This window comes from Pseudomonas sp. HMWF006, from assembly GCF_003061205.1.
Lineage (GTDB): Bacteria > Pseudomonadota > Gammaproteobacteria > Pseudomonadales > Pseudomonadaceae > Aquipseudomonas > Aquipseudomonas monsensis.
On the sequence record NZ_QAIU01000198.1, the window covers coordinates 1 to 4,277 of the forward strand.

The 4,277-nt window shown below is 60.0% G+C and carries 3 protein-coding genes and 1 pseudogene; 3 read left to right on the forward strand and 1 reads right to left on the reverse strand.

From position 1 onward, the window contains the following. A pseudogene (locus DBR24_RS07780) lies at nt 1-726 on the forward strand (phenylacetate--CoA ligase family protein); the annotation flags it as partial. Beyond that, on the forward strand, nt 726-1,643 hold the full coding sequence (locus tag DBR24_RS07785) for a GNAT family N-acetyltransferase (protein ID WP_128614415.1): 918 nt from the start codon (nt 726-728) through the stop codon (nt 1,641-1,643). The pseudogene DBR24_RS07780 and the gene DBR24_RS07785, both read left to right, overlap by 1 nt. Before the next feature lie 47 nt (nt 1,644-1,690). On the opposite strand, the gene DBR24_RS07790 is transcribed toward DBR24_RS07785, so the two are convergent. Then, nucleotides 1,691-2,224 carry a hypothetical protein gene (locus DBR24_RS07790; RefSeq protein ID WP_128614416.1) on the reverse strand — a complete coding sequence of 178 codons (534 nt, stop codon included), beginning with the start codon at nt 2,222-2,224 and terminating at the stop codon, nt 1,691-1,693. 380 nt (nt 2,225-2,604) lie between these two features. Here DBR24_RS07790 and DBR24_RS07795 point away from each other — a divergent pair. After that, a partial coding sequence (locus DBR24_RS07795) for a methyl-accepting chemotaxis protein (protein WP_146188987.1) occupies nt 2,605-4,277 on the forward strand: 1,673 nt, incomplete at its 3' end.

The following is a 4,277-nucleotide window of genomic DNA, read 5'->3' on the forward strand; positions in this document are numbered from 1 at the left end:
ATTCTCTACGGAGGTGAAAGCCTGTTTACCGCGCAGCGAACAATTCTGCGGCAAGCGTTTCCCGCCGCGCGCATCGCCTCCATTGGCTACGCCAGTGTCGACGCCGGATTGATCGGCGCCAGCCACCGTGACTGCAGCGAGGGCGAGCATCGGATGTGCGACGGCCACAGCATCGTCGAGATCATCGACGAGCAGACCGGTGAGGTCATCGACACTTGCGAGCGCATCGGCCTGTTGGTGCTGACCAACCTCACCCGCCGCTTGATGCCGGTGATTCGTTATCCGGTGGGCGACCGTGCCTGCTGGCGCGAACCGGCAGGCACGGCCATGCGCAAGTTCGCCCTCAAGGGCCGCAGCGCAAGCAGTGAACGGGTGCGGGTCGGGATTTTGTCGCTGATGCCGGGGGAAATCGGCGAGCGTGTCCGGCGCGATGTGGGCAGTGACACCTGGCAACTGGTCATTGAGCAGGCGATGCACAAGGACGTGCTCACCTTGAAATGGGTGGCGAATCACCCGTCGCCGGCGGTGGCCGAGGCTAACCGGACGCTGGAAGCCGGACTCATCGAGTTGTATCCGTTGATCGAACAATTGCGCAAGGATCAGTTGCTGGAACTGCGGATTCTGCACTGCACCTTCGAGGACCTGCCGCGGCATCCCCGTTCGGGCAAATGCCTGCGCGTGCTGGACCTGCGTGACTATCAACATGATGCAGCGGAGTCTGCCTGATGGAGCCGCTAATTCTCCGTAACTATCGTGACGCCGATGCGACGGCGGTCAGCGGCCTGATCCGGCAAGTGTATGGCGACCAATACGCGCAACCCGATGTCTACCTGCCGCACATGATCAGCCAGCACCACAGCCGTCAGCGCTGGCACTCGCTGGTTGCAGAAGTCGACGGGCAGATCCTCGGGCATGCCACCTTATTGCGCGAAAACGTTGGTCAGGGTGCAGAACTGGCGGTCAGCGTCGTCCACCCTGACTTTCGCGGCCAGAATATCGCCACCCGTCTGGGCGAGCAGTTGCGGGTGCACGCGCAAGCCCTGGGTTGTCGCTATCTGTCCATCAAGCAGGTCACTTGTCACCCCTACACACAGCGCATGGCACACAGCCTGGGGTTTCATAACACCGGATTGCTGCCCGACTATGTGCCGTCACCGCTCGCTCCCCCGACACGGGAATCCATCGTTGTCGGTTTCCAGAACATTCCCGGCTATCAACGTCCGCTGCCCGACCTGACGTGGCCGATGCAACATGAGGCGTTCATGCTGCACCTGAGCAATGAGCTGGGGGTTGAAGAGCCATTGCCACATTGGCGCGGCGCACCGATTCATGTCGGTCATGGCGCCAGTCGGCATGACCTGGTGCTGGAAAAGCTCAAACCGGGATTGCTCAAACAATTGCGCGAGTTGCCGGCGCACTGGCTGGTTTCGCTCAGGCTTGGATTGTCTCGGCACTTTGCGCTGGATGTCGACAGACTGGCGAGTATCGGCTTTGTCTTCACTGGGCTGGCGCCCGGCGATGGCCACTGCGACGGGTGGCTGGCGTTATTCCACCGCGGGCATAGCGACCGTGCGCTGCAGTTGCATTGCCCACTGATGCAACGCCTGCAGGATCGGCTTCAGCAAAAACCCGACGACGTCTGACGGCAAGACCTGGCCCGTTCGTGACAGGAACGGGCCACTGTCGAGGATCACGCCTTGGCTCTGACGCCTTTGTCCGTCGGTGCCGTTTGCCCGTTGCCCATGCCATAGGTCTTGAGGTTCTGCAGCACGTAAATCGCTTTCTTGTATTCGGGGATCAAGCCTGCGGCGTATTTATCGCCCTTGATGCTGTTGCTCTGGATGGTGTCCAGCTGAGTCGCGAAGTACTCCAGGGCATTGAACTTGGCGTCCGGGTCTTTCTGCACACCGAAGCGGTCGAACTTGTCGCCCGCGTTGAGCAGAGTCATGGCGGTGAGATCGGTAATCAGACCTTTGCCGCGCAGGAATGCGCTGAGGTTGCCCAATTGTTTCGCCGAGACGTTTTCCGGGTTAAATCCCTTGACGTTCTTGTGCAGCTTTTGCCGATCCATTTCGGCGATGTTCAGTGCGTTCGGATCGTTGCCGACCAGCGCAAGCATCTGCTTGACCCTGGCGCTTTGCGTAACCGGTTTGCCGCGCACACCGGTGTCCTGAATCAACAGGCCCGCCTTGCTTTGCCAAGCGCCCGTGTAGCCGATAGTCATGACTGTGCTCCTTGGATGTCGCGCATGAAGAATGTCCCTGATGACCTGTTTTAGTGCGTGGAAGTATCGGCGGGCAAAGTAATGGCACCAACCTTTTTTATCAGGTTTTTACAATTCCAGTACAAACTCGATACAAACCGGCGTCACGCCGGAAATCCATGGCATTGAGGCTTCAACCCAATAATTTTCACCAGGCTTTTGGCCCTGACAAACGCGCTGGCCGGTTTTCTTGTATCCGTTTCGATACACACCACCGGTCGGCCATGCAGGTTCTTGTACGAAAGTACCTAAAGCTTCGAGCGGACACGACGATACGTAAGAAAGCCCGCCGTTTTTTTCCCGAACCCACAATAAGAATCGCAGCTCAAGGACCGGTTTCCATGCCCGCACTTCGTACTATTCAGGCTCGCTACACGCTGTTGCTGGTTCTGTTCATCCTGCTGTTGTCGGTGCTGACCGTGGTCGGTATCAGCCAACTGGTCGCGCCCAAGCTGCGGCAGACCGAAGAACAGGTGGTGCTCAACCGTATCGCCGAAGTCGCCGAGCAGATTCAGGGCGAGCTGAACAAGGTGCAGGCGCAACAGCGCAGCATCACCCAGACCATTCCGCTGCTCGACAGCGCGGCCATCGACACGGTGTTGCCGGGCCTGGTGGATCAGTACGGCGAGCTGAAGGTCTTCGGCGGCGGGATCTGGCCGCTACCTGGCCAGCGTGAAGCCGGGCGCAATAAGTTCAGCACCTTCTGGCACCGTGACGCCTCGGGCAAACTGGCGGTGAACACGTTCTGGAACAGCGATGCGGCCCCCAACTATTACGACCAGAGCTGGTACAAGGGCGGCATGGCCACTGCGCGCGGTCAGTGCGCCTGGGCAGCGGCCTACAAGGACGACGCCAGCGCCGAACCGCGCACCAACTGCGCCATGGCGATCCAGAAAAACGGCGCCGCCTGGGGGGTGTCGACCATCGACGTGACCCTCGGCTTCTTTAATGATCTGGTGGCCCGCAAGGAAAAGGACCTCAACGCCGAAATGCTGATCGTCGAAGCTGACGGCAAAATCATCAGCAACAGTTCGCGCATCAGTGGCCCGATCGTGCTGAAAAACATCAGCGAACTGGCCGGCAGCTCGACCTTCGCCAGCCAGGTCAAGGCCGGCCTGCAAAACCGTGATCAGGCGCAACGCGTGGAGTTCGACAACAACGGTGAAGCCAGCACCTTCTTCATGCGCCCCATCGAAGGCACACCATGGTTCCTGGCCACCGCCCTGCCGACCAAACTGCTCACCGCGCAACGCGACGATGTCCTCAGCAGCCTGAGCCTGTTGCAGATTCCACTGGTGATCCTGTTGGTGCTGTTGCAGGTTTATGCAATCCGTCAGTTGGTCCAGCGCATGAAAGCGCTGAAAGCCAACATCGACTTGCTGTCCAGCGGTGACGCCGACCTGACCCGCCGCATCACCATTCGCGCCGAAGACGAACTCGGCGCTATTGGCCATTCGGTGAACACCTTTATCGCCTACCTGCAAAACATGATCGGCGAAGTGACGCAGGCCACCGGTGCAATGGCTTCGAGCCTCGACGACCTGCAACGGACCTCGGCGCATACCAGCCAGATCCTGTTGCGTCACGCTTCGGAAACCGACCAGACCGTTACCGCCATCACCGAAATGAGCTCGACCGCCGAAAGCGTCGCGCAGAATGCCGCTGAAACGGCGGCGTTCACCCAGCGCGCCAACGAAAACGCCGACCGTTCACGCGTTGTCGTGGGTGAAGCGACCAACAGTGTGGTGGCGTTGATCGACGAAGTGGCCAGTGCCACTCACAAAGTCGAGAACATGCAGCAGGACGCCCAGCGCATCACCGAGATTCTCGGGGTGATCGGTGCGATTGCCGGGCAGACCAATCTGTTGGCCCTCAACGCTGCCATCGAAGCGGCCCGCGCCGGTGAACAGGGTCGTGGTTTTGCGGTGGTGGCTGACGAAGTCCGCGCCCTCGCCGCTCGTACCCAGGCCAGCACCTCGGAAATCAACGAGATGTTGACCCGCCTGACCCAAGG